Source organism: Bacillus sp. PK3-067 (genome assembly GCF_056738645.1).
Genome location: NZ_CP096490.1, coordinates 4,412,407 through 4,438,078, shown reverse-complemented (window position 1 = coordinate 4,438,078; position 25,672 = coordinate 4,412,407). Strand labels below are relative to the sequence as shown.

The following is a 25,672-nucleotide window of genomic DNA, read 5'->3' as shown; positions in this document are numbered from 1 at the left end:
AAAGAAGATTATAAAGTGAGGAAATAATTTTGAAAACGTTATATGTGAATTACGCTGGTTCGGAAAAGCGCGTTGCAATTGAAGAGAAGAAAAAGATTGTTGAGTTTTTATGGAAACGTAATGAAGAGCAAGAGATTGTTGGGCATATTTATGTTGGACGTGTCGTAAGAACAATTGCTGGAATGAATGCAGCTTTTGTAAACATCGGTTTAGAAAAACATGCTTACCTTTCATACGATGATGTACCATCTTCTTATCGTATACATGAAGGGCAAGCGATACTCGTACAAGTTGTGAAAGAGGCAATTGATACGAAAGGGCCTAAATTGACAGCGAATATAGAATTTACCGGGAAATATGTCGTTTATATGCCGTTTGATGAGATGCGCGCTGTTTCTCGAAAAATAAAAAATAATAAAAGAAGACAACAGTTACTCCAAATTGAAATAGAGGGAACGGGGGGGTACATTTTCCGTTCTGCTTCTGAAAAAGGAGCAATTGAAGAAATACAAGCTGAAATGCAAGGATTACAACAGTTGTATGAAGAGTTAAAAAGAAAAGAGGGTCAAGGAAAGGTGCCGTTATTACTTCATCGACCGGCGACCTTTTTAGATCGTGTATTTCAAGAGAACCCAATTGAAACAATTGAAAAAGTAGTTGTAGATACAAGAAGTATAGTAAAGGAATTAGAAGACAAAGTTGGAAAAGAAAAAGTATCTTTTTATAATGAAAAGTCTTCGATGTTTAACCATTTTGGAATAGAGCGTGAGATTGAGAAAGCACTCCAAAAAATTGTTTGGCTTCCAAATGGTGCTTATTTAATTGTAGAACAAATGGAGACGATGACTGTAATTGATGTGAATACGGGCAAGTTTACGGGAAAACAAAATTTACAAGATACAGTACTTCGCACAAATGAGCTAGCCGCTGAAGAAATTGCACGCCAATTAAGACTTCGTGATATTGGTGGTATGATATTAATTGATTTTATTAATATGAAAAAAAGAGAAGATAAAGAAAAGGTAAGAGAATGTCTCATAGCTGCTATGCAAGATGACCGAACATATACAAGGGTGCTCGGCTTTACGGAGCTAGGGATTTTGGAAATGACACGTAAACGTAAAAAGCATTCTTTACGGGACGTATTATTAAAAGAGTGTGTACCTTGCAAAGCGACGGGTTATGTGATGTCGCATGAAACAATTGCGTATGAGTTAGAGAGAGAACTAATCACATATGGCAATATAGAAGATGAAGCAGTATTAATCGCTGCGCCTAAAGAACTGCAAAAACAGTTTTTGCAAAAAGGATTACAAAAAAATATTCCATTTGAGATTTATTTCAAAGATGATATTATCGAAAAGTATGCTATCGTTCGTTTTGGAAGTAAAAAAGAAATTGTAGAACGGAAAAAATAGTTAGCAGAACATTTATTGACAACCGTCTATGATTCATGATAACATCTTTATGTTATAGTTTATAGCACCTAAACGGCTATATGCTACAACCGCACAAGACAGGTTCCCTAAAGGCATTTATGTCTACCTCGTTTTTGGCGAGTCTTAGTAATTAAGAGGAGGTGCAAGTATGTACGCAATTATCGAAACAGGTGGAAAACAAATTAAAGTTGAAGCTGGTCAAGCAATCTACATTGAAAAATTAGATGTTGAAGCTGGTGAAACTGTTACTTTTGACAAAGTTCTTTTCGTTGGTGGCGAAAACGTTAAAGTTGGTAGCCCAGTTGTAGAAGGTGCAACAGTTACTGCGAAAGTTGAAAAACAAGGTCGCGCTAAGAAAATCATCGTTTTCAAATACAAAGCGAAAAAGAACAATCGTAAGAAACAAGGTCATCGTCAACCTTACACTAAGCTAGTTGTTGAAGCTATCAACGCTTAATTCTGGTTAACATGATTAAAATTACGATAAGTCGCACGAAATTAGGAAGTATCCAATCATTTAAAATGACTGGACATGCCGATTATGCGCCACATGGACAAGACCTTGTCTGTGCTGGAACTACAGCGGTTGTGTTTGGTTCTATAAATGCAGTGGAAGAACTTTGTAATGTGCAAGCAACTATTGAACTCGGAAGTGATGGCGGATTCTTAACGTATGAATTGCCTAATGATTTAGACGTTCATGCAGCAGAAAAAGCACAAACGCTTTTAGAAGGATTAGTTGTTTCGCTTAAGACGATCGAACTTGATTACGGAAAGTATATCCGTTTAATAGAAAAAGTGCAGGAGGTGTAACGTATGTTAAGATTAGATCTTCAGTTTTTCGCATCTAAGAAAGGTGTAGGTAGTACAAAGAACGGTCGTGACTCTCAGTCAAAACGTCTTGGTGCTAAACGCGCAGATGGTCAAACGGTTACAGGTGGTTCAATTCTTTACCGTCAACGCGGTACAAAAATTTATCCAGGTGTTAACGTTGGTCGTGGTGGCGATGACACTTTATACGCGAAAGTTGACGGCGTAGTACGCTTTGAGCGTCTTGGTCGTGACCGCAAACAAGTGAGCGTATATCCTGTTGCTCAAGAAGCATAAGAACTCACGGAAAACTCTAACCTGAGTGCAGGTTAGAGTTTTTCTATATTAAGGGGTATCTAAATGAATGAAAAATGGACAATTATAGATGCATTGCGCCATTCAAGACATGATTGGCTCAATCGTATGCAGATGGTGAAAGGAAACCTTTCCCTTGGAAAAGTGGAAGAAATTCATAGTCTCATCGATCGTTTTGTCCAAGAAGCGAGACAAGAATCCAATCTGATGGGGCTATCAATGCCTTTATTTTCAGAGTGGATTTTAACATATAATTGGAAACAGCAGCCGTGCTTATTGGAGTACGAAGTATTAGGGAAATTACATAACTTATCTCACTTAGATGAGACTGTATGTACATGGACGAATCAATTTTTCTCGATGCTTCAGCATAGTTTAGACGTATATGTTGAAAATTATGTTTGTATCACAATTGAATGTGACGCGGATAATGCTCGTTTCTTTTTTGATTTTCGTGGTAAGCTAACGAGTGTAGAAGAACTACAGAATTGGCTTGCGACCCAAAACAATAAATGGTATTCCATTTCTTATACAGTGCGAGACGAAGAAGTCTCAGTTATATTACAACCAATTGAAAAAAGTGTGGTGAAATAATGTTTGTAGATCAGGTCAAGATATATGTAAAAGGCGGCGACGGTGGTAATGGTATGGTTGCGTATCGTCGTGAGAAGTATGTACCAAAAGGTGGCCCAGCAGGTGGCGACGGAGGTAAAGGTGCAGATGTTGTTTTCGTAGTTGAGGAAGGCTTACGTACATTAATGGACTTCCGCTACCAACGTCATTTCAAAGCTGATCGCGGTCAGCACGGAATGAGTAAAGGTCAGCACGGACGTAAATCTGAAGATTTACTTGTAAAGGTTCCGCCAGGAACAGTAGTAAAAGATGAAAAAACTGGTCAAATTCTTGCCGATTTAGTAACGCATGGACAAACTGCTGTAATTGCAAAAGGTGGCCGTGGTGGCCGTGGTAACTCACGTTTCGCAACAGCTACGAACCCAGCGCCAGAAATCGCTGAGAACGGGGAACCAGGTCAAGAGCGTGATGTTATTCTAGAACTTAAAGTACTAGCAGATGTTGGACTTGTTGGATTCCCAAGTGTAGGTAAATCTACATTATTATCTGTTGTATCATCAGCGCGTCCGAAAATTGCAGAGTATCACTTCACAACAATCGTTCCGAATCTTGGTGTTGTTGAAACTGGTGATAACCGCAGCTTCGTTATGGCTGACCTTCCAGGACTAATTGAAGGCGCACATGCTGGCGTCGGACTTGGACACCAATTCTTACGTCATATTGAGCGTACACGTGTAATCGTGCATGTTATTGATATGTCTGGTTTAGAAGGCCGTGATCCATATGAAGATTACGTAACGATTAATAATGAATTGAAAGAATACAATCTTCGCTTAACTGAGCGTCCGCAAGTTGTTGTTGCAAACAAAATGGATATGCCAGATGCAGAAGAAAACTTACAAGCATTTAAAGAGAAAGTGGGGGACGAAGTAAAAATCTTCCCAATCTCAGCTGTAACAAGACAAGGTGTTCGTGACTTACTGTTTGAAGTAGCGAACTTAATAGAAACAACACCAGAATTCCCAATACATGAAGTTGCGGATGAGTCTGATACAAGTGTAATGTACAAATTTGATACTGAAGGTGTTAAATTTGAAATTACACGTGAAAGTGATGGCACGTTTGTTATCTCTGGTTACGATATCGAGAAAACATTCAAGATGACAGACTTCTCACGTGATGAATCTGTACGTCGTTTCGCTCGTCAAATGCGCGGAATGGGTATTGATGAAGCGCTTCGTGCACGTGGTGCAAAAGACGGAGATATTGTAAAAATTCTTGAATATGAATTTGAATTTATCGATTAAGACTGCCGAAATACGGCAGTCTTTTTTTATATCGTAAAAATCGGATTTATATAGGAAAAAATCCCCACTAATTAAATTTTCAATTTATAATAAAAAGGGAGTGGTTTTTAGAAGAATTTTTTATGGGGAGAAAACGAACATGTATAAAATATTAATTGTAGAAGATGATGAGAAAATCGCGGGAATATTAGAAGAGCATTTAGAAAGATATGGCTATCAATCATTTAGAGCAAGTGATTTACGTCAAATAAAAGATGAGTTTGTAAAAGTGAATCCTCATCTCGTGTTACTTGATATTAATTTACCGTACTTTGACGGTTTTTATTGGTGTCGTCAAATTCGTACTGTATCGAATGCGCCAATTATTTTTGTTTCTGCAAGAACAGGAGAAATGGACCAAGTAATGGCGATTGAAAATGGCGGCGATGATTATATTACGAAGCCATTCCATTTAGATATCGTAATGGCAAAGGTGAAGAGTGCGCTTCGCCGTGGTTACGGAGAGTATGCTTCTGCTGCTGAGAGTGATTGTTTAGGTGTAAATGGACTGTTGTTATTCCCGTCTCAGCATATTGTTGAGTGGCAAGGACAACAAACTGAACTGACAAAAAATGAGTTTTACTTATTAGAGTGTTTAATGAAACAGGTGAATCAATATGTAACGCGCGAAGAACTGTTAGAAGCTCTATGGGATGAAGTAGCATTTGTGGATGATAATACATTAACCGTAAATGTAAAACGTGTAAGGAAGAAACTAGAGGAGTTAGGCATTAAAAATGCAATTGTAACGAAACGTGGATATGGTTATGCGCTTCTTACGGAGTGGGGCGAAGGGCATGAAGGTTAAAATTTACCTCATGGACCGCTTTTCTTTAATTCTTTCTTATATTGTTAGCCTTTGTTTATTTGGGCTCGTTTTACAGTTGCAAAGTCTTTTAGAAAAGCGATCCATTGATTGGAGTACATGGTTATATGGACTTTTATTAGGAACAGTTGTGTTTACTGTATACCTCATTTACGATTACCGAAAACGGAGTGTGTTTTTAAAGAGGATCGAAAAGTATGTTACTGGTGGAAATACATTACATGACTCTTTACTTATTGATGAATCTTATACATCAGAGCAAGAAATGGTCGTTGAATCTTTTACGTTATTAAGACAGCAATATATGAATGAAGTTCATAAACAGCATGCGAAAGAGCAACAGCAAATGATATTTATGAACCAATGGATTCACCAAATGAAAACACCAGTATCTGTTATTGAATTATTGCTGCAAAAGTTTGGCAAAGAGCATCGTGAGGCAAGAGCAACAGTTGAAAGTATTCGTGAAGAAAATAATCGTATACTAAATGGTTTAGATTTAGCGTTACATATGGCAAGACTAGAGCAGTTTGCGAAAGATTATAAGGTAGAAGTAGTAAATGTTATAGATGTCGTGCGAGGTATTATTAATGAAAATCGGAAATCCTTCATTCAATCGTCTGTATTTCCGAAAGTGATGTTTGAAGAAGATACTTGTATGGTTGCCTCTGATAGAAAATGGCTAAGTATTGCTATAGGTCAAATTGTTGTAAATGCAATTAAGTATACAAAAATTTCAGCGGCAGAGAAAAAAGAAATTCAATTTCAAATTGAAGAGAAAGACCAAAAGGTGTTATTACATATTAAGGACAATGGAATCGGTATTCCAGAGCAAGATGTAAAGCGTATATTTGATCCATTCTTTACGGGGGTAAATGGCCGTAAAACGAGAGAAGCGACTGGAATGGGTTTATATATTACGAAGGAAATTTGCGATAATTTACATCATGGAATGTATGTTCAATCGGCTGAAGGAGAAGGGACAACATTCACGTTCCAATTTGCAAAAGATGAAGAATATCATACATTGATGAGAAAAATGACAAAACTGTAAGATAACAAAACGTTTTGTAAGGGAAATCACTCGTTTCTTTTTCTTATTTTTCTTATAGTAAATGTAAGAAGAAAACACGTAGGGGGATTAGAAATGAGTGTTCTTGAAGTAAAAGGATTAACGAAGGTGTACCAATCAAAAGGTTCAGTAGCGACGACTGCTTTAAACGATATAAATTTTAAAATAGAAGAAGGCGAATTTGTAGGGATTATGGGTCCTTCAGGAAGCGGGAAAACGACGCTTTTAAATTTATTAGCAACAATTGATAAGCAAACTTCAGGTCATGTGCTTGTAAATGGTGAAGAAATTAATCAAATGCGTGCTGCAAAATTAGCGGAGTTTCGCCGTACACATTTAGGGTTCATCTTTCAAGATTTTAATTTACTTGATACGCTATCGATTAAAGAAAATATTATTTTACCACTTGTAATGGCGAAGAAATCTGTAAATGAAATCGATGCGAAAGTACTGGAAATTGCGAAGTTTTTAAACATCGAAGAAATTTTAAATAAAAAAGTATACGAAGTATCTGGGGGACAACAACAACGTGCAGCAGCAGCGAGAGCAATCATTCATGAACCGACGTTAATTTTAGCAGATGAGCCAACTGGAAACTTAGATTCGAAGTCAGCGAAATCGCTAATGGGCGCTCTGCAAGATTTACATGAGCAAAAGAAAGTAACGATTGCAATGGTTACGCACGATCCAGTAGCGGCTAGTTATTGTGAACGTATCCTTTTCATACGCGATGGGGAAATTTTCTCGGAAATACATAAAGGAAGAACGAAACAAGCCTTTTTCCAAGAAATTCTGGACGTACTTGCGATGCTAGGAGGAGAATATCATGAACTTTCGCCAGCTCGCGCTTAATAACGTAAAAGGAAATTGGCGTAACTATAAAGCGTTTCTTATAAGTAGTTGTTTATCGATTGTCGTATTTTTCATGTATGCTTCTTTTATTTATCATCCAGATGTCGTAAGCGGTAATATTAGTATGAGAAAGATGATCACAAAAGGATTAGAATCGATGAATTATATTGTGGTCATCTTCTCGGCACTCTTTATTTTATATGCAAATTCAACGTTTTTACGAGCAAGAAAAAAAGAGTTTGGTCTACTAACATTAATAGGCGGAACGAAATCGCAGCTCGGCCGAATGATTATATTAGAGCAACTGATGTTAGGTAGTATTGCAATTGTAATTGGTATTGGGGTTGGAATGCTTTGTTCAAAATTATTTTTCCAAGCGTTAAGCGTATTATTGAAAATAGATAAGACACTTCCACTTGTTTGGAATAGTAAAGCAGTTCTTATTACAGCTGGCGTATACTTTATCCTATTTTTAATCCTATCATTGTTTAGCGTTTGGACGGTAGGACGCTTGCAAATTATTGATTTATTAAGAGAAGCTAGAAAGCAAAAAGTAGAGCCGTTTGCATTTACATGGTTATGTGTAGTTGGTATAGGATGTATTATTGCTGCATATGTACTTAGCTTCCAAGTAACGTTTCTGAATTTCCTCATCCTCTTTTTACCGGTGGTAGGACTGACAATTGGCGGAACGTATTTATTATTTACACAAGGTAGTACAGTTGTATTAAAAGCATTACAAAAAAGAAAGCAATCTTTCTATACGTATCCAAATATGTTTGTTCTTAGCAATCTTATTTATAAAATGAAAGATAATGCTCGTTTTCTATTTGTAATTTCTATTATTACGGCGGTAGTATCTTCAGCAGTAGGTACACTGTACGTATATTTTGAAAATATGAGTGCGAAAACGGTAGAACTTACACCACATGCTATTTCATATGAGGAAAAGGGGTTAAATACGCATAATCTTATTAATGAAGAAAAGGTACAGGAGCTTGTGAAGAGACACGGGTTTGAAGATGCGCGAAAAGTAACCTACGTTAAACTACCGGCAACACAGAAAATAACGTTGTTTAATAGTGAACATGAAGTACCGATGACGATTATTTCAGAAAAAGAATATAATGCAGAAGTGCGCAAACAAAAGAGAGAGCAACCTACAGAAGTTCATAATGCACCAGGTAGTGCAACGATGGTTATGGTTGATATGTCGAATGAACTGATGAAGATAGATCGTACGAAACCGTATGAATTTACAATTAACGGGCAAAAGCAGTCTGTTCAATTAAATAATCCAACGCAGTATTCTGTTTTTAATGATAGTGAATATCTTATTGTAAATGATCAAGATTTTGAGAAATATGCAAAACTCGTACCAGATGAAGAAAAGACGAAATATTACGGTTATTATATCGAGGATTGGAAAAATACAGAAAATCTTGTATTAGATTTGAAAAATGAAATTGCACCAGAAAAGCAAGGAGAATTGAGAAATTCAGTGTTTGCGTATAAGGATATAAGAGAAGGTGGAGCAATTACAATGTTCATCGGTTTCTTCGTAGCGGTACTGTTCTTCTTCTTCGCTTGTAGTATGACATACTTTAAATGGTTTAACGATAAAGAACAAGATCGTATTCAATTTAAATCGTTAAAGAGAATCGGTATGACAGATAAAGAAATTCGCAAAATTGCGATTCGACAAATGGGAGTTATCTTCTTTATCCCAATTTTAATCGGTTCCATTCATAGTGGAGTTGCTCTTCATACGTTAGGGAAAATGCTTTATATTGATTTATGGAAATCAGGTGCGCTTGTCATTGGAGCATACATTTTAGCTTCTGCCATTTACTTTATGATCGCGCAAAGAGGATATTTAAAACACGTAAAAAGCTAGGGGAACCTCTAGCTTTTTGCCTATGTAGTAAGTTACAGGAGGACGATAGATGAACATTTGGCAACTAGCGCTGCAAAATATAAAAGGAAATTGGCGTAATTATAAAGTGTTTTTCTTAAGTAGTTGTTTTGCAATATTTGCTTCTTACGCATATATGTCTGTCATTGTGCATCCGTATATGCAAGAGACGATGTGGTATCAAAACGTACGTTGGGGACTTATCATATGTAATGTTATAATCATTTCTTTTTTCGTCATATTTATTTTGTACTCTACTTCTATTTTCATAGAAGCACGTAAGAAAGAATTAGGGTTATATATGTTAATGGGAGCAACGAAGTCTAACGTAATAGGAGTAATTATGACCGAGCAAATATTAATTGGAATTTTTGCTAATATTTTCGGTATAGGGCTGGGCTTGATCTTTTTAAAGCTCTTCTTCATGGTATTTAGTATGTTACTGGGGCTTCCGAAAGAACTCCCTGTGATATTTGACGTAAGGGCGATTGGTGTAACATTTATTACATATATGGTCGTTTTTATTTTGTTATCTTTTATAAGTGCTTTACGTATATGGAATATAAAAATCATTCGGTTATTGAAAGAATTTCGAACAGATAAAAAAGAGAAGAAAACATCAAAGTGGCTTTGTTTATTTGGTTTTGCTTGTTTAGTGGGCGGGTATGCGTTGGCGCTACAAGTGACGATGACTACGATAGCAATATACTTTTTCCCTGTGTCTATACTTGTCTTTTTTGGAACGTACTTTTCTTTTACACATGGAGCTACCCAAGTGTTAGAAATGATAAAGCGAAATAAAAAGATTATGTATACATATCCGTATTTATTTATAGTGAATCAATTGTCACATCGAATGAAGGAAAATGGTCGCTTTTTCTTTCTGATGTCTATGGCAACGACGTTTGTAGTTACAGCAACAGGTACGGTGTTCTTATATTTTTCTAGCATGCAAGATATGTGGCGAACTGGAGGGGTACACTCGTTTTCGTACATAGAAAAAGGTATTTCTACTCATGAAGTCTTTGAGGAAGGTGCGGTTGAAAAATTACTGCATCAATATGAGTATGATGATTTTCAATATATGAGTTTTGTTGGAGTTTATGCATCCTTTCAGTCTAATAAGGGAGAAACAACAATAGTACCGCTTATAAAAGAAAGTGAATATAACCAAGAAGCAAGGAAACAAAGACAGAAAACGTATCGTCCTAAAAAAGGTACAGTGACACTCGTTTATTATAATAAATACAATAATTCGAATGTATATAATCAAAAAGAGATTCAATTGCAAGTAATGAATCAACCATATCAATTCGTATTTAACGGTCAGAAAGAAGGGGTTCAATTTAACCATCACCCTTCGTACATTAATGGTCTGTTCTTCGTTATGAATGATGAAGATTTTGACAGTATAGCAAATCAGGTTCCTGATTCTGAAAAAATGATATATAGAGGCTACACATTATCAAATATCGAAAAGACGAAGAAATTAAATGAAGATTTACGGAGACATATAAAACAAGATAATAATAATGCATTTCGAAGCAATATGGAGTTGTATGTAAATATGAAAGAAGGCGGCGATATTACTCTATTTGTAGGCTCATTTATTAGTATATTATTCTTTCTCACTTCATGTAGTATCGTGTATTTTAAATGGTTCCATAATATTGCATCGGACCGAAAGCAGTATGGTGCACTCTCTAAACTTGGAATGACGAAGGAAGAAGTATGGAAAATTTCTCGTTGGCAATTATGTATGCTATTTTTTGCGCCAATTATAGTAGGGAGTATGCATAGTGCAGTTGCATTATATACGTTTCATAATACGCTTTTTATGGATGGATCATTCAGAAAAGTAGGTTTGTTCATTCTGTTTTATATCGCAGCATGTATCATTTATTTCTTCTTCGCTCAAAGAGAGTATAAGAAACATTTAGACTAGCGAATGCTAGTCTTTTTTAAATATTCGAAATTTACATAGAAGAATATAAAAAAGTATGGTATAACAGTAAGAAAACGAAAAAGAGGGGAAAAGACGATGATTCGAGTAGGATATTTAGGACCAGAAGCAACATTTACAAATATGGCGGTGAGTCGTTTTTTTCCGGAAGCAGAGCATGTACCGTATCGAACGATTCCAGATTGTATAGATGCAGCTGCAAATGAAAATGTAGACTTCGCAGTTGTACCGTTAGAAAATGCAATAGAAGGTTCAGTGAATATAACGGTTGATTACCTTGTACATGAGCAGCCGCTTTCCATTGTAGGAGAAATTACAGTACCAATTCAGCAGCATTTACTTGTACATCCGCAGTATGCAGAAGTGTGGGAAGAAGTATATGCAGTGCATTCTCATCCGCATGCCATTGCACAGTGCCATAAATTTTTAAATGAAGAATTAAAAGGAGTAACTGTTCGAGATATGACATCTACAAGTGCTGCTGCACAATATGTGAAAGAACATCCTGAAGAGAAAATTGCCGCTATTGCAAATGAAGCGGCTGCAGAAAAATACGGATTAACAATTGTGAGACGTAGTATTCATACGCATAAAAATAATCACACACGTTTCTTAGTACTCCATAAGAAAAAGAAAGCAGTACTCCCGAATAACGGAGAGAACCGCGGAGAGAAAACGACGCTTATGATAACGTTACCTGCAGATTATGCAGGTGCCCTATATCAAGTGTTATCAGCTTTCGCATGGAGAAAATTAAACTTATCAAAAATCGAATCGCGTCCGATGAAAACAGGTCTTGGAAATTACTTTTTCTTAATCGATGTCGATAAAGCATACGATGACGTATTATTGCCAGGCGTAACGATGGAACTTGAAGCACTCGGTTTTTCTGTTACTGTACTGGGGAGTTATTCTTCTTATTGGTTGTAAGATGTAGATGGAATATTTGTATTTGCCTAATCGTCCATATCATTTCATTGCCTAGTATATTTTTTGATAGATTAATAAAATCCCACCTGCAAAAGGTGGGATTCTTTATCCCGCTATTTGCCGGGCAGCCCGATTGGTGAGGGCTGATTAAAGTTTCACTTTATTTTAACTTCGCAAGACGATCTTCTAATTGACCACGCCAAATATCAGCTAGTTCTGGAACAGCAAGAATCTTCTCGATGCCATCTTTATCTTTTCTATTATGAAAATAAATTTCGTTAGAGAATAAAACAGAAACATTGCTTGATGGACGTTCTAGTAATGTAATTTTTGAATCTTTACGTACAGTACCTTCTTGAAGAACGCGGCATAGGTAGCCAGTAAATCCAGTTGCTACAATACGCGGCAGTATGCCAGGGATGCCAAGACGTTTTGAAATTGTGCTACAAGGTACGCGAGCTTGCGTTACTTGAATGATTGCTTCGCCTAGTTGATATGTATCTCCGATGCATACGTCATGCTCTAACATATTTGTTACGGTAATGTTTTCACCAAATGTGGAAGCGGGAAGCGTAGTTTGAAATTCCTCTTCCCATAGTGCGTAATGCTCGTGTGGGTACACACAAACAGCGCGATCAGGTCCGCCGTGATGTTTTAAATCCGCTACGTCATCACCACGAAATCCGTCTTTTGAGAGAAAGGCCTCTTCTGTAGGATCTTTACATATACCTGTTATCATTTCTTTATCTTCGCCATATTTCATTTGTTTCGGTTTGCCAATGCTAAAGTGAACGAGTTCAATTCCCATATTTGATCTCCTTTACGATTGATTACAATATTATAGCATTAAAAAAGCACAGAGAATGATAAAAACTCTGTGCTTTACATTAATAAACGAGAAATCCTGCTTTATCTAACGCCTCACAAGCAGCATCTAATTTTTCTTTAGAATCTGCCTCGATTGTATGTAAGTGAATACCATCTGTTAGTTGTGAAAGATAGGAAGCATTTGTGTTTTCGATTTTTTGTAAATATTGCTCTACATCAAAGCGATTGCTTACCATAATGGAGGCTGTTAAGTCACCGTATACAGGATGCTCAACTTTTACGTCTTTAATCGTAACGCCATGGTCAACAAGCATTGTAAGTTCCTGACGTACTTCTGCTGGTTTATGTTGGCATACGATTACGCGTTCAAAAGTTTGTTGCTTCTCTTGTGGCTTTAAATATAAATAACCTTGAGCAGTCGCAATAATTGGTTCGTTTCGTGCTTTAAGCAAGGAAATATCTTGCACGATAACTTGTCTACTTACGTTCGTCTTTTTCGATAGTTCATTCCCCGATAACGGTTCATTTGCAGCAAGAAGCCACTGGAGGATAAGTTGTCGTCTTTCTTCACCTAAAATCTTTTTTTGTTCATTTTGTTTCATTATGATTTAACACCTCTATAAAATTGATTTCCAATTGTGTGTAGTGCATGAATAGTAGTATCAATTTGATCTTTCGTTGTTTGTTGTCCGAAAGAGAAGCGGACATATTGTTTTGCCTCTTCATACGTTTTTCCAATTGCAAGCATAGTTTTCGAAGGTTCTTGTTTACCGACTTGGCAAGCACTTCCGGTGGAAATGGCGATACCATGGCGATTACATTCTAGCATAGTATATTGACCTTCTATTCCTTTTATTGTAACCCCAACAATATGTGGTAAACAAGAAGTAGAATGACCTTCTACTTCAATTTCTAGCGGAAGTGTTTGTATTTGCTCTAAAAAGTAGGATCGTAACTCTTTAAAACGTAAACTTTCTTCCCATTGAGTTTTTAATATATTTTCAGCAGCTGTTAAAAAAGATGCGATGCCGGGAACGTTCACTGTACCTGGGCGAAATCCTTTTTCGTGAGAAGTTCCTGGAAATACTTGTTCCCAGCGAGTTTGCGGATTTATGTAGCAAGCGCCGACACCTTTTGGTCCGTATATTTTATGTGCTGAAACAGAAAGACTATCAATCCCCATCTCAAAAACATGGATAGGCAGTTTACCAAACGTTTGCACACAATCCGTATGAAATAAAACATTATATTTTTTTAAAAGTGCCCCGATTTCTGTAATGTTTTGAACGGTTCCGATTTCAGAGTTTCCATGCTGTATACTTGCTAGCACAGTATCTTCCGTAATAGCTGCCTCTAAATCTACTAAACAAATGAGTCCATTTTTATCAACAGGAATTTCAGTGATCGTATAGCCTTTTGATTTTAGAGATTGAAAATAACTTCGAATGGATGCATGTTCCATAGGTGTCGTAATAATATGCTTCTTATTTCGGGCATTTAGAAGTGATTGAATCGCAAGATAGTTCGATTCCGATCCACCGCTTGTGAAAAATACTCCTTGTTCTTTGCCTCCAATCATTTCCGCAAATGTTTTTCGGCAAACTTGTAATAAAGAAGAAGCCGTTCCTCCAATATCATGTAAACTTTGTTCATTTCCGAAGTATTGCGATGCTGCTTTCATATATGTTTGTAACGCTTCCTCGCTCATAGGTGTAGTAGCTGCATAGTCAAGATATATCATCATGTAAGTTCCTCTCTCTAGTAAGAGTTACATTTCTTTTACTTTTTAAATGGTAGTGAAAATAAGAATTATAAAAAAACTCTTGTCATTATTTTAAAACTATGTAAATATAGGTGTCAAGACAGTTGAAAAGTGTAAAGTAGGAGGCAACAATTATGCCAAGCGCAGATGTCTTAATTATTGGAAGTGGCGTTGCGGCACTTCGTGTTGCAAAAGAGATTTGTCACGAAAAGAATGTGATTATTATCACAAAGGAGACGGAACGTAATAATAATACACATTTAGCCCAAGGTGGAATTGCCGCAGCGGTAGCTACATACGACAATCCTAATGATCATTTTGAAGATACGCTAGTAGCAGGGTGTCATTATAACAATGAAGAAGTGGTCCGTTATTTAGTCGAGGAAGGACCGAAAGAAATTAATAACCTTATTGAAAATGGAATGAAATTTGATGGAGATGAAACAGGTCCTCATCTTGGAAAAGAAGGAGCGCATCGAAAACGTCGTATTTTACATGCAGGTGGCGATGCAACAGGAAAGAATTTATTAGAGCATCTTATTCAAGAAGTAGCTCCATACGTTACGGTAGTGGAACAGGAAATGGTGCTCGATTTTATTATAGAAAAAGATAAATGTGTTGGGGCTTTAACTCGCAACAATAAAGGAGAATTGAAACGTTACAATGCAGATTATACGGTGTTAGCTTCAGGCGGTATTGGCGGTTTATACGCCTTTACTTCTAATGATGAGACGATTACAGGCGATGGACTTGCAATGGTGTACCGTGCAGGCGGAGAGCTTGTAGATTTAGAGTTTATACAATTTCATCCGACGATGTTATACGCGGGTGGGCGTTGTTCTGGTCTTGTGTCCGAAGCTGTTCGCGGAGAAGGAGCTGTCCTTGTAAATGGAAAAGGGCAGCGCTTTATGATGGATATACATTCCGAACAGGATTTAGCGCCTCGTGATGTAGTCGCAAGGGCTATTCATGAACAGCTACTTGCGGGTGAAAAAGTGTACTTAAACATCGAAATGATTCAAAACTTTGAACAACGCTTTCCGACCGTGTCATCGATATGTAAAACAAATGGAGTCGATATAAATAAAAAACTTATTCCAGTCGTGCCTGGTACTCATTTTCACATGGGCGGCGTGAAAACGAACTGTGATGGAGAGACGTCTATTCCGAACTTATACGCAGTCGGTGAAGTAGCTTGTAACGGGGTTCATGGTGCAAATAGATTAGCGAGTAATTCATTATTAGAAGGTCTTGTGTTTGGAAAAAGAATCGGACGACACATTTTATCTAGAGAGACAAAAGAAAAGGTGAACATGCTAGCCGAAAAGGAAGCAAAGTTTATCGTTCTGAATCATTTACCGACGAAAGAAGAAATACAAAAATGCATGATGAAATATGTTGGGATTGTGCGAACAGAGCAAAGTTTATCTTATGCGAAGAGATGGCTTAGTAAGTATGGTGTTCGAAATATGATATTACAACATGATGTTCTTACGAATGAAGAGATAACGCTTATTAATATGTTAACGGTTTGTGAGCTTATAGTTGTGTCAGCCTTGCAAAGAGAAGAAAGTATTGGCGGGCATTACAGGAGTGATTATCCAGATAGAAATATAGGAAAGAAAGAGATTGTTCGAGTAAAGAGAAAACGACAACTTGTGTGATGAGGGGAAGAGGGGCTTTATGAACACGATAAAAGTTAAAGAAGCATTAAATCGATTTTTTTTAGAAGATATAGGGGAAAGAGATGTAACATCTCAGCTTATTTTTCCAGATAACTTGCTTTCGAAAGGAACATTTCTTGCGAAGGATACAGGGGTCTTTGCAGGACGTTTAGTAATTGAATCAGGATTTAAATTAATTGATGAGAGAATTGAAGTAGAGCTTCATAAAAAAGATGGGGACCTTGTAGAAAAAGGCGAAATCATTGCAACTGTGCAAGGTCCAATTGCATCGTTATTAACAGCAGAGCGCGTTATATTAAATGTTATTCAGCGTATGAGCGGAATAGCGACGATGACGCGTAAAGCGGTTCTTGCTTTAGATAGCAGTCATACTCGCATTTGTGATACGCGAAAAACGATGCCAGGACTACGTATGTTTGATAAGCATGCAGTCGTGTGCGGCGGTGGATTTAATCATCGCTTCGGTTTATATGATGGTGTCATGATTAAAGACAATCATATTGCGTTTGCTGGTTCTATTACAAAAGCTGTTACATCAGTGAAAGAGAAGTTAGGACATATGGTGAAAGTAGAAGTAGAAACAGAAAATGAGGAACAGGTGAGAGAGGCTGTTGCTGCTGGTGCTGATATTATTATGTTCGATAATCGTACGCTAGATGAAATCCGGGAGTTTTCAAAAATTGTACCAAGTGCTATCGTTACAGAAGCTTCAGGGGGCATCACAATTGAAGATTTACCGAAATACGGAAAAACAGGAGTAGATTATATTTCACTTGGAGCGTTAACACATTCAGTGAAAGCACTTGATATTAGTTTCAATATTGAAGGATAAGGAAAGTGGCTTAGAGGGGAGAAACGTATATGAGTATTTTAGAACAAGTACAGCCAATTGAAACGATGTTACCAGAGCGTTATTACACGATGTCAACGGAAGATATGGAAAAGCGTGTTCGTGAAATTAAAGAGAAAATGGGGAAAATGTTATTCATTCCAGGGCATCATTATCAAAAAGATGAAGTGGTACAATTTTCAGATGCAGTAGGGGATTCACTTCAGCTTGCGCAAGTTGCAGCGAGCAATAAAGACGCAAAATATATTGTGTTTTGCGGGGTGCACTTTATGGCGGAAACAGCAGATATGTTAACGACAGATGATCAAGTTGTCATCTTACCAGATATGCGTGCAGGTTGTTCGATGGCGGATATGGCAGATATTGAACAAACAGAAAGAGCATGGAAAGAGCTCACGAAATTATTTGGAGATACGATGATTCCGTTAACATATGTGAACTCTACAGCTGCAATTAAAGCGTTTTGTGGTCGTAACGGAGGAGCAACAGTAACATCTTCTAATGCAAAGCAAATGGTATCTTGGGCGTTTACTCAAAAAGAACGTCTCGTCTTTTTACCAGACCAACATTTAGGGAGAAATACAGCGTACGATTTAGGTATCCCGTTAGATAAAATGGCAGTATGGGACCCACACACAGATTCATTAGAGTACGATGGGGATATAGAAGAAATTCAAGTAATTTTATGGAAAGGGCATTGTTCTGTTCATCAAAATTTTACAGTGAAGAACATTGAGAGCGTACGAAAAAATCATTCTGATATGAATATTATTGTACATCCAGAATGTTGCTATGAAGTTGTAGCTGCTTCAGATTATGCAGGCTCAACGAAATATATTATTGATATGATTGAATCAGCGCCATCTGGTAGCAAATGGGCGATTGGTACAGAAATGAATTTAGTGAACCGAATTATTCAGCAACATCCAGATAAAGAAATTGTTTCACTTAATCCATTTATGTGTCCGTGCTTAACGATGAACCGAATTGATCTGCCTCACTTATTATGGGCACTTGAAACGATAGAAAGAGGAGAAGAAATTAACGTTATTAGCGTAGACAAACAAGTAACGGCAGAAGCGGTTCTTGCATTAAATCGTATGTTAGAGCGTGTGTAAAGCAACGGTATTCCTGTTGCTTTTTTTCATACATATAATCATAACGAGAACGAAATGGGCATACATTGTTTTGAAGAAATCATTGTGGTTCTTTATGCTTATTCCGCTTCGAATGATATTGAAAATCGAAGAAGTGATAAAAGTGAAAAGAAGTTAATGTTATTTAGAAAGAGTTACTTCATGAGATTTGTTACTTATAGATAAGTTATACAGGAGGGGGAAAATTTGAAAATTCATATCGTGCAAAAAGGGGATACCCTTTGGAAAATTGCGAAAAAGTACGGAGTGGATTTTGACACGTTGAAAAAAACAAATACACAACTTAGTAATCCAGATTTAATTATGCCAGGTATGAAAATTAAAGTGCCATCCAAGAGTGTTCACATGAAACAACAGGCTGGAGCAGGTTCAGCGCCTCCAAAGCAATACGTAAAAGAAGTGCAGCAAAAAGAATTTGCAGCAACACCAACTCCGCTTGGAATAGAAGATGAAGAAGAAGTTACGTATCAATCAGCACCAATTACACAGCAGCCAGCTATGCAACAAACACAAAAAGAAGTGCAAGTAAAACCGCAAAAGGAGATGCAGGTAAAGCCGCAAAAAGAAGTACAGGTGAAACCACAGAAGGAGATGCAGGTAAAGCCACAAAAAGAAGTACAGGTGAAACCGCAAAAAGAGGTGCAAAAAGAACAGCCAATTCAAAAAGAAAAATCAGTTGAAAAACCGTCTGTTATTCAAAAACCACCTGTGATAGAAAAACAAAAACCGGCGGAAAAAGAAAACACGAAGTTTTCGGTAAATGTATTACCGCAGCCGCCACAACCACCAATAAAACCGAAAAAAGAATATAAAATTTCAGATGTAATAAAAAAAGGAAGCGAGTTAATTGCTCCTCAAATTAGTAAAATGAAACCTAACAATATCATTTCTCCGCAAACGAAAAAAAACAATATAGTATCGCCGCAAGTGAAGAAAGAAAATGTAGGAAATATAGTATCGCCGCAAGTGAAGAAAGAAAATGTAGGAAATATAGTATCGCCACAAGTGAAGAAAGAAAATGTAGGAAATATAGTATCGCCACAAGTGAAGAAAGAAAATGTAGGAAATATAGTATCGCCGCAAGTGAAAAAAGAAAATGTAGGGAATATAGTGTCACCGCAAGTGAAAAAAGAAAATGTAGGGAATATAGTGTCACCGCAAGTGAAAAAAGAAAACGTAGGGAATATAGTGTCACCGCAAGTGAAAAAAGAAAACGTAGGGAATATAGTATCGCCAAATGTATCGAAAGAAAATGTAGTTATTCCACAAGTCATACCGCCAAATATTCAAATGCCAAATATTCAAATGCCAATCATGGATAACAACCAACCACCGAATATAATGCCAATCATGGATAACAACCAGCCACCGAATATAATGCCAATCATGGATAACAGCCAGCCACCGAATATAATGCCAATTATGGATAACAACCAGCCACCGAATATAATGCCAATTATGGATAACAACCAGCCGCCGAATATAATGCCGATTATGGATAACAATCAAATGCCGAATATGATGCCGATCATGGATAACAATCAAATGCCGAATATGATGCCGATTATGGATAACAATCAAATGCCGAATATGATGCCGATTATGGATAACAATCAAATGCCGAATATGATGCCGATTATGGATAACAATCAAATGCCGAATATAATGCCGATTATGGATAACAATCAAATGCCGAATATGATGCCGATTATGGATAACAATCAACCACCCAATATGATGCCCTATCAAATGCCGTATCAACAGCCCATGATGCCGCCGAATCCGTATTATCAACAACCAAATCCATATCAAATGCCATATCAGCAAGGAGCGCCGTTCGGACCGCAATATACGTCTATGCCAAACCAGAATATGATGCCAATGGATAATAATATGCCGCCGCTTGTGCAGGGTGAGGAAGATTGTGGATGCGGAGGAGAAAGTAGACTATATAGTCCACAACCAGGCGGTCCGCAATATGCGAATCCTTTATATTACCAACCAACTCAGTCTGCATATGCACCACAGCCAGGAACGATGTATTATCAACCAGATCCACCGAATGTATTTGGAGAGCCCGTTTCAGAAGAAGAGGACGAAGAAGAAGTTTAAAAAGGCGGGAGTATTCCCGCCTTTTTTACATTCCTGTTAATTAAGAAAATGAAGTTTTTTTATGAAGTGCTAGAAAATTCCCAGTGAAATATTAACAGTGTAAAAACCTTCTCGGTTACTCATCATAAGAGGGAGCTTTTCAGTAGAGAAGCTCATTCTAACAGAGGGGGTTTTTGTATTGAATACGAAAGTAAAAGTGATTGCTGCTTCTTTGTTAGTTACCAGTGCATTAGCTGCATGTGGTACACCGAAAGATAACAATGCAATGGATGGACGTAACTACAATTACGAGCGTACATCTTATAATGATACACACCAGTATCGTGATAATGTGACACGTAATGATCGTTATACAGATTATGTAACATATAGAAATGGTCGTAACGATACAGGATACAATTATTATCGAGATGTAAATTACAATGGACAAATTGCTAATCCGCATCCAACTCGTAATATTACAATGAACAATTCATACATTAACAATGATGGTAAAACAGCTGAAAGAATAACAAATCGTGTGAAACGTATGAATAACGTAGACCGTGTGTCTACAGTTGTATATGGAAACGATGTAGCGATTGCGGTAAAACCACGTAACACAGTGACAAATGAAACGGCGATGGCTAACGAAATTCGTCAAGCTGTTGCAAATGAAGTTGGAAACAGAAACGTATATGTTTCTGTAAGAAATGATATGTTTACTCGTGTCGATGCAATGAGTACGCGTCTACGTAACGGTACAGTTACAAACGATTTTAATCGTGACATAGTGAATATGTTCCGAGACATTCGTTACGGTTTAACTGGTACAGTGCGATAACAAAACAAAAGAGGAAGGGATAGCCCTTCCTCTTTATTCATCGTTGTCTTGTAAGCGACGTTTTTTAATAAAATAACTAACGGAATAAGAAACTAAAAAGCATATGAAAAGAATACTACCTGTTGAAATAGCTTCAAATAGAGGTCTTTCTGGACTGAAAATAATATAAATAATAGCCGTAACGATTCCTACAATAAGGGAGTGGAAGACAAGTTTGTAATAAGGAGTTAACTGTATTTCCTTTTCGCCTTCTTCTACATCGATTGAAACACTTAACTGTAAATAAGCAAGTAAAATACTTGTAAACATAAATAATAGCCACAATGGAGATTTCGTAATTTGATCAATGCCTTCAGTGAATCCGATATAGCCTAAAATTCCAACTACGCCAATGTATTGAAAAAGAAAGACAATACGTATGTTTTTTAACATTTGAAGAATGAGGCGTTCATCCTTTATTTTTTTCATAATATTCATCCCCTGCTTATTATGATTTCGCTGTCACATTAATTGTAACATATATATTGCAATTATCAATTTATAATTTACATAAAATAATTTGGATGAAAGAGGAAATGAAATATTTTTATAAACATGTTGCACTTATACTTTATTAATGTTATATTAGCAAAGCGATGAGCTAATTTACGTAAGACGAGAGATATGCTTAAGTGCTAAACACGCGAATGTGGTCGCCTGGTCTCTCGCCGTAAACGCATCAAGACGCCTGCTTTGCAGGCGTCTTTCATTTTATATAAAAGTAAATGATACATGCAGATGAGGTAAACCCTTATCTGCATTTTTTATTTTTCGAAAGAAATGTAATATGGATAAAACCCCCATTTCCGGAAAAACTACTAATGAAAGTATGATCTTGCCTAAAAGAGGTGAACGGAAATGAAATGGATACTGATTGCGATGCAAGCTTTCGTTATGATGTTTTGTTTCGTTTATGGAACGAATGTGAAGGCGGAAGGGCCAGTACCAGAAGTAACGAAAAAAGAACCTGAGGTTACAATTTTATTAGAGCGTATGTATGTTGATGGCGAAGTAAGCGAAGAAATACTTACAGAAAAAGTGACGGATTTAGAAAAGTTTTTACAGCAGTATAAAGAATGGCAGCTCGTTGATCGTGATGATGTACAAATTGTATTGCAAAAGAAAGTTGATGATATTTCTCCGTTATTGAAAACGAGCGGGTATTTTGGTGTTTCGGAGGAAGGGATATTACAAATTTTCAAAGGTGTACCGAAAAGTGATAATGCGATCCATTCTTTCTTTCAAATTGATATGAAAAAGCTTGAGAGCTATGAACGTGCGAAATTGAAACGTGGCATTCGTATTAAATCAAAAGAAGGTTTTGTGAAGACGATTGAAAAAATGAAGCAATACGCAGTTCAAAGTAAGAAAAAAAGCAGCTCATGGTGAGCTGCTTTTTTTTCTTATTTATTTTTAGCTAAAATTTCTTTTGCGATTTCATCAATTAGCATATCTTTTCCGATTGGATTGAATGCTTTCGTATTGAAGACTTCATTTGATACTTCATATACGTGATTATTTTTAACTGCTTTATTGTCTTTCCAAACGGCACTGTTTTTGTAGTCTTCGTAAACTTTATCAGCTTCGCCGCCGAAGTTTACAATAAACATTTGGTCAGGCTGGAATGCAACTAGACCTTCTAGTGATACTTGCGCCATCGTTTGTTTTAAATCCGTACCTTTTGTTGCTGGAAGTTTTAAGTCATTAAAGATGATGTCACCGTATCCGAAGCTACCGTATACACGGAAGTTTTGTGGTGTAACTGCAACGAACATAAAGTTCTCATCTTTTGTTTTCTCTTTAATTTTTTTAGATAAAGAGTCTGCTTTCTTATCGTAGTCTGCAATCCATTTGTCTGCTTTCTTCTCTTCGTCAAATAGCTTACCTACTTCTTTAAACTTACCACGCCAGTCTTCTAAGTTTGTTTCTAGAACAACTGTAGGTGCAACCTTTTCTAGTTGATCATAAATTTTTAATTGACGGTTGTTTAAAATAATTAAGTCTGGTTTTAAAGCAGTAACAGCTTCTAAATCAACTTTAGGTGCCCAGTACCAACCTACTGCTTTTACTCCATCTAACTTGTCTGTTAAGTGATTTTGGATTTTATCTTTATATGTATTTGCTGTACCAACAGGTTTGTGTCCAAGAAGTAATAGTTCTTCTGTTGATCCAGATAAGTCAACAATTCTCTTTGGATTTACTGGAATTGTAGCTTCACCTTTAGCATGTTTTACAACTTTTGTTTTCGGTTGTTCTTTTGCCTTCGATTCTTCTTTTTGAGAAGAACAGCCAACGATAGAAAGAACAACGAGCATAATAGTAAATAAAATAAATAGCTTACGTTTCATCCTGATGTAACCCCTTTAATTAGTATTGATAATCATTATCGACTTCTGTATATTAAGGTGCTTTAACCTTTCTGTCAATGGAAAATAACAGAAGTTTCAAGTGGAGAACATTTGTTGGGGCAGTCTCGCTTTTCTATCATTAAATATGTTAAAATGGAATACATGATTTAAGAGGGAGAGATCGTATTTTGTTTGAATATGTTACAGGTTACGTGGAGTATGTAGGGCCGGAATATGTCGTAATTGATCATAATGGAATTGGTTATCAAATTTTCACACCAAATCCGTATGTATTTCAAAGAAGTAAGCAAGAAATCCGTGTCTATACATATCATTATGTGAGAGAAGATATTATGGCACTTTACGGGTTTAAAACACGTGAAGAGCGTTTATTATTTACAAAGTTGTTAGGCGTGTCTGGCATTGGGCCAAAAGGAGCTCTTGCAATTTTAGCTTCTGGTCAAACAGGACAGGTCGTTCAAGCGATTGAGCATGAAGATGAGAAGTTTTTAGTGAAATTCCCAGGCGTCGGAAAGAAAACAGCACGCCAAATGATTTTAGATTTAAAAGGAAAACTAGCAGATGTCGTACCAGATGCATTTGTTGATTTATTCTCAGACACAGAACGTTTTGATGAGAAGAAAGGTTCATCAGCTGAGCTTGATGAGGCACTGGAAGCTCTCCGCGCACTTGGATACGCAGAACGCGAAGTTTCTCGTGTTGTACCAGAGTTATTAAAAGAATCATTAACGACGGATCAGTATATTAAAAAGGCACTTAGTCTTTTACTAAATGGTAAGAGGTGAGTATAATGGACGAACGTCTCCTTTCAGGGGAATCTGCATATGAAGATGCGGATTTAGAATATTCATTACGGCCACAGACGCTCCGTCAGTATATTGGCCAAGATAAAGCAAAACATAATTTAGAAGTATTTATTGAAGCGGCGAAAATGCGTGAAGAAACGTTAGATCACGTGCTTTTATATGGACCACCAGGTCTTGGTAAAACGACGCTTGCGAATATTATTGCCAATGAGATGGGCGTTAATGTTAGAACAACTTCAGGTCCCGCAATTGAAAGACCAGGAGATTTAGCTGCTGTATTAACAGCGCTTCAGCCAGGGGATGTATTATTTATTGATGAAATTCATCGTTTGCATAGATCAATTGAAGAAGTATTGTATCCTGCGATGGAAGACTTTTGCCTTGATATTGTAATTGGAAAAGGGCCTTCAGCACGTTCTGTACGCCTAGATTTACCGCCATTTACATTAGTTGGAGCAACAACACGTGCTGGAGCATTATCGGCACCGCTTCGTGACCGCTTCGGTGTACTTTCAAGGTTAGAGTACTACACAGTAGATCAGCTTTCTGCGATTGTTGAACGTACAGCAGAAGTATTTGAAGTTGAAATCGATTCGTTAGCTGCATTAGAAATTGCAAGACGTGCTCGTGGTACACCTCGTATTGCGAATCGTCTTTTAAGACGTGTACGTGATTTCGCGCAAGTTCGTGGTAACGGAACGGTTACGATGGAAATTACACAAATGGCATTAGAGCTACTGCAAGTAGATAAATTAGGTCTAGATCATATTGATCATAAATTACTGCTTGGTATTATTGAGAAATTCCGTGGCGGTCCAGTTGGATTAGAAACGGTTTCAGCAACAATTGGAGAAGAATCTCATACGATTGAAGATGTGTATGAGCCGTATTTATTACAAATTGGCTTTTTACAACGAACGCCAAGGGGCCGAATTGTAACGCCGCTTGCGTATGAACATTTCGGAATGGAGATACCAAAAGTATGACGGAGATGCCAAAGCTGCTTATTACAGCCGGGATCTTACTCATTGTTGTTGGATTAGCTTGGAAGTTCATTGGAAGGCTTCCAGGCGATATTTTTGTGAAAAAAGGAAACGTTACCTTTTATTTTCCTATCATTACATGTATTGTGTTAAGTATTGTATTATCTTTTATTATGTATATAATAAATCGATTTAAATAAGAAATAGGTGGATATAG

25 protein-coding genes, 1 pseudogene and 1 other annotated feature are annotated in these 25,672 nt (G+C 37.0%); of the genes and pseudogenes, 21 read left to right on the top strand and 5 right to left on the bottom strand.

Translation table 11 applies throughout. The features are described from left to right. Positions 1-29 precede the first annotated feature (29 nt). The 12 genes from M1D73_RS22830 to pheA all read left to right on the top strand — a co-directional run bounded on the left by M1D73_RS22830 (position 30) and on the right by pheA (position 12,041). Positions 30-1,418 carry an Rne/Rng family ribonuclease gene (locus M1D73_RS22830; protein ID WP_000855491.1) on the top strand — a complete coding sequence of 463 codons (1,389 nt, stop codon included), beginning with the start codon at positions 30-32 and terminating at the stop codon, positions 1,416-1,418. Positions 1,419-1,495: 77 nt separating this feature from the next. Further along, positions 1,496-1,573, top strand: a sequence feature (ribosomal protein L21 leader region). A gap of 14 nt (positions 1,574-1,587) precedes the next feature. Continuing rightward, positions 1,588-1,896 carry a 50S ribosomal protein L21 gene (rplU, locus tag M1D73_RS22825; protein ID WP_000270907.1) on the top strand — a complete coding sequence of 103 codons (309 nt, stop codon included), beginning with the start codon at positions 1,588-1,590 and terminating at the stop codon, positions 1,894-1,896. Positions 1,897-1,907: 11 nt separating this feature from the next. Continuing rightward, complete coding sequence (locus tag M1D73_RS22820; RefSeq protein WP_001973720.1) at positions 1,908-2,252, top strand: ribosomal-processing cysteine protease Prp; 345 nt, start codon at positions 1,908-1,910, stop codon at positions 2,250-2,252. A gap of 3 nt (positions 2,253-2,255) precedes the next feature. Further along, positions 2,256-2,546, top strand: coding sequence for a 50S ribosomal protein L27 (gene rpmA, locus M1D73_RS22815; RefSeq protein WP_000944958.1), 291 nt, complete (start codon positions 2,256-2,258; stop codon positions 2,544-2,546). A gap of 63 nt (positions 2,547-2,609) precedes the next feature. Beyond that, entirely contained in the window at positions 2,610-3,158 is a 549-nt protein-coding gene (locus M1D73_RS22810; RefSeq protein WP_001003584.1) for a sporulation initiation phosphotransferase B, read from the top strand. Further along, positions 3,158-4,444: a GTPase ObgE gene (gene obgE / locus M1D73_RS22805; RefSeq protein WP_000497128.1), complete on the top strand. Its 1,287-nt coding sequence runs from the start codon at positions 3,158-3,160 to the stop codon at positions 4,442-4,444. Before M1D73_RS22810 ends, obgE begins: the two co-directional genes overlap by 1 nt. Positions 4,445-4,583: 139 nt before the next feature. Then, entirely contained in the window at positions 4,584-5,291 is a 708-nt protein-coding gene (locus M1D73_RS22800) for a response regulator transcription factor (RefSeq protein ID WP_000276723.1), read from the top strand. Then, positions 5,281-6,363, top strand: a complete 1,083-nt coding sequence (locus M1D73_RS22795) for a HAMP domain-containing histidine kinase (RefSeq protein ID WP_000865181.1) — start codon at positions 5,281-5,283, stop codon at positions 6,361-6,363. Before M1D73_RS22800 ends, M1D73_RS22795 begins: the two co-directional genes overlap by 11 nt. 93 nt (positions 6,364-6,456) lie before the next feature. After that, positions 6,457-7,233: an ABC transporter ATP-binding protein gene (locus tag M1D73_RS22790; protein ID WP_000114529.1), complete on the top strand. Its 777-nt coding sequence runs from the start codon at positions 6,457-6,459 to the stop codon at positions 7,231-7,233. After that, a complete protein-coding gene (locus M1D73_RS22785; protein WP_001011410.1) occupies positions 7,208-9,130 on the top strand; it encodes an ABC transporter permease in 1,923 nt (640 codons plus the stop codon). The genes M1D73_RS22790 and M1D73_RS22785 overlap by 26 nt, the downstream gene beginning before the upstream one ends. Before the next feature lie 49 nt (positions 9,131-9,179). Further along, complete coding sequence (locus M1D73_RS22780) at positions 9,180-11,093, top strand: ABC transporter permease (protein ID WP_001028683.1); 1,914 nt, start codon at positions 9,180-9,182, stop codon at positions 11,091-11,093. A gap of 96 nt (positions 11,094-11,189) precedes the next feature. After that, on the top strand, positions 11,190-12,041 hold the full coding sequence (pheA, locus tag M1D73_RS22775; RefSeq protein WP_000621705.1) for a prephenate dehydratase: 852 nt from the start codon (positions 11,190-11,192) through the stop codon (positions 12,039-12,041). A 160-nt stretch (positions 12,042-12,201) separates the two neighbouring features. On the opposite strand, the gene M1D73_RS22770 is transcribed toward pheA, so the two are convergent. The 3 genes from M1D73_RS22770 to M1D73_RS22760 form a co-directional block, all read right to left on the bottom strand. Beyond that, on the bottom strand, positions 12,202-12,849 hold the full coding sequence (locus M1D73_RS22770; RefSeq protein ID WP_000510666.1) for an MOSC domain-containing protein: 648 nt from the start codon (positions 12,847-12,849) through the stop codon (positions 12,202-12,204). Positions 12,850-12,928: 79 nt separating this feature from the next. Continuing rightward, positions 12,929-13,471 carry a transcription repressor NadR gene (locus M1D73_RS22765; protein WP_000812275.1) on the bottom strand — a complete coding sequence of 181 codons (543 nt, stop codon included), beginning with the start codon at positions 13,469-13,471 and terminating at the stop codon, positions 12,929-12,931. Then, entirely contained in the window at positions 13,471-14,613 is a 1,143-nt protein-coding gene (locus M1D73_RS22760) for an IscS subfamily cysteine desulfurase (protein ID WP_000973777.1), read from the bottom strand. Before M1D73_RS22760 ends, M1D73_RS22765 begins: the two co-directional genes overlap by 1 nt. Positions 14,614-14,765: 152 nt before the next feature. Here M1D73_RS22760 and nadB point away from each other — a divergent pair, with 152 nt between their 5' ends. From nadB to M1D73_RS22735, 5 genes and pseudogenes are all read left to right on the top strand, one after another. Beyond that, complete coding sequence (nadB, locus tag M1D73_RS22755; protein ID WP_100655102.1) at positions 14,766-16,295, top strand: L-aspartate oxidase; 1,530 nt, start codon at positions 14,766-14,768, stop codon at positions 16,293-16,295. A gap of 19 nt (positions 16,296-16,314) precedes the next feature. Continuing rightward, entirely contained in the window at positions 16,315-17,148 is an 834-nt protein-coding gene (gene nadC, locus M1D73_RS22750) for a carboxylating nicotinate-nucleotide diphosphorylase (RefSeq protein ID WP_121868086.1), read from the top strand. Positions 17,149-17,177: 29 nt separating this feature from the next. Further along, positions 17,178-18,284 carry a quinolinate synthase NadA gene (gene nadA, locus M1D73_RS22745; RefSeq protein WP_000025342.1) on the top strand — a complete coding sequence of 369 codons (1,107 nt, stop codon included), beginning with the start codon at positions 17,178-17,180 and terminating at the stop codon, positions 18,282-18,284. A 225-nt stretch (positions 18,285-18,509) separates the two neighbouring features. Next, positions 18,510-18,666: pseudogene (gene safA, locus M1D73_RS22740) on the top strand (SafA/ExsA family spore coat assembly protein); the annotation flags it as partial. Between the two features lie 1,947 nt (positions 18,667-20,613). Continuing rightward, a complete protein-coding gene (locus M1D73_RS22735; protein ID WP_001093536.1) occupies positions 20,614-21,258 on the top strand; it encodes a YhcN/YlaJ family sporulation lipoprotein in 645 nt (214 codons plus the stop codon). Positions 21,259-21,291: 33 nt separating this feature from the next. On the opposite strand, the gene M1D73_RS22730 is transcribed toward M1D73_RS22735, so the two are convergent. Further along, a complete protein-coding gene (locus M1D73_RS22730; RefSeq protein ID WP_000721223.1) occupies positions 21,292-21,726 on the bottom strand; it encodes a hypothetical protein in 435 nt (144 codons plus the stop codon). Positions 21,727-22,155: 429 nt separating this feature from the next. Here M1D73_RS22730 and M1D73_RS22725 point away from each other — a divergent pair, with 429 nt between their 5' ends. Beyond that, positions 22,156-22,686: a BofC C-terminal domain-containing protein gene (locus tag M1D73_RS22725; protein WP_000871192.1), complete on the top strand. Its 531-nt coding sequence runs from the start codon at positions 22,156-22,158 to the stop codon at positions 22,684-22,686. Between the two features lie 14 nt (positions 22,687-22,700). On the opposite strand, the gene M1D73_RS22720 is transcribed toward M1D73_RS22725, so the two are convergent. Then, positions 22,701-23,645 (bottom strand): iron-hydroxamate ABC transporter substrate-binding protein, encoded by a 945-nt coding sequence (locus M1D73_RS22720; RefSeq protein ID WP_000823606.1) that lies wholly within the window; start codon positions 23,643-23,645, stop codon positions 22,701-22,703. Between the two features lie 188 nt (positions 23,646-23,833). Here M1D73_RS22720 and ruvA point away from each other — a divergent pair, with 188 nt between their 5' ends. Genes ruvA through M1D73_RS22705 form a run of 3 tightly spaced genes read left to right on the top strand, consistent with a single transcriptional unit; the run spans position 23,834 to position 25,655 of the window. Next, positions 23,834-24,451, top strand: a complete 618-nt coding sequence (gene ruvA, locus M1D73_RS22715) for a Holliday junction DNA helicase RuvA (protein WP_000464511.1) — start codon at positions 23,834-23,836, stop codon at positions 24,449-24,451. 5 nt (positions 24,452-24,456) lie between these two features. Continuing rightward, on the top strand, positions 24,457-25,458 hold the full coding sequence (gene ruvB, locus M1D73_RS22710; RefSeq protein ID WP_000344449.1) for a Holliday junction branch migration DNA helicase RuvB: 1,002 nt from the start codon (positions 24,457-24,459) through the stop codon (positions 25,456-25,458). Beyond that, positions 25,455-25,655, top strand: coding sequence for a DUF2905 domain-containing protein (locus M1D73_RS22705; RefSeq protein WP_000138162.1), 201 nt, complete (start codon positions 25,455-25,457; stop codon positions 25,653-25,655). The genes ruvB and M1D73_RS22705 overlap by 4 nt, the downstream gene beginning before the upstream one ends. The last annotated feature ends 17 nt before the right edge of the window (positions 25,656-25,672 follow it).